Origin of the sequence: Neisseria sp. P0008.S010 (genome assembly GCF_051962715.1) — a bacterium.
Classification (GTDB): domain Bacteria; phylum Pseudomonadota; class Gammaproteobacteria; order Burkholderiales; family Neisseriaceae; genus Neisseria; species Neisseria elongata.
Genome location: NZ_JBQCVA010000131.1, coordinates 1 through 701, shown reverse-complemented (window position 1 = coordinate 701; position 701 = coordinate 1). Strand labels below are relative to the sequence as shown.

Below are 701 nucleotides of genomic sequence, written 5' to 3'. Positions count from 1 at the left end.
CGCCGTTGCCTTTGGTGTATACCACCGGTGTCTGGGCATTCTGCACCACGGTTTGGGCATCTAATGTGTAGGTGTAGGTCTGGTCGCCGCTGGTAGTGTTCACTTCCTGTTTGACGGTCAAACCGTTACCTGCGGCAAAGGTGACTTTTTGGCCCGGTTTAACGGTAGTGGCAGTGGCAGTCGTACCTCTGGCCAGTCTGCCGCCGGCTGTGGCTTGGAAGCCGCTGTTGTTGATGGCGTTGGCAATGTCGCCGGCTGTCGCCAGTTTACCTGCGTCAGCTGCAGCTGGCGGGGTGACTTTGCCGTTAGACACTGCCAACGGGGTGGTGGCCACTGCCGCTTTCAGCTGATCTTCGGTCGCACCGCGTCCGCTGGTGATGTTGCTCGGATTCCAGGTTTTGTTGGTCAGTCCGGTTACGGTACCGGCATTGCCGTCAACTGTCACTGGATTGCCGCCGGTAGCGGGGCCTACGGTGATGCTGTTAGCCAACTTAAAGCCAATCTCGTTGTCTTTTACTGTGGTAACTATGTTGCTGTCACCGGCATATTTAACCGTTTCGGTCAGTTTAACGGTGTCAGGTGTACCGTTATCAGCCGCAATCTTGAAGCCTTTTTCTTTCAAATCATGCAGCTGGCTGCCGTTGACGGCTTCTTTGCTGCCCGCAGCAACAGTACCGTCAGCCACGTTACCCAAAGTCACC

General features: G+C 55.8%; 1 pseudogene. It reads right to left on the bottom strand.

Features of this window, described 5'->3' with window-relative positions:
- Window positions 1–701: pseudogene (locus ACTHSL_RS12855) on the bottom strand (hypothetical protein); the annotation flags it as partial.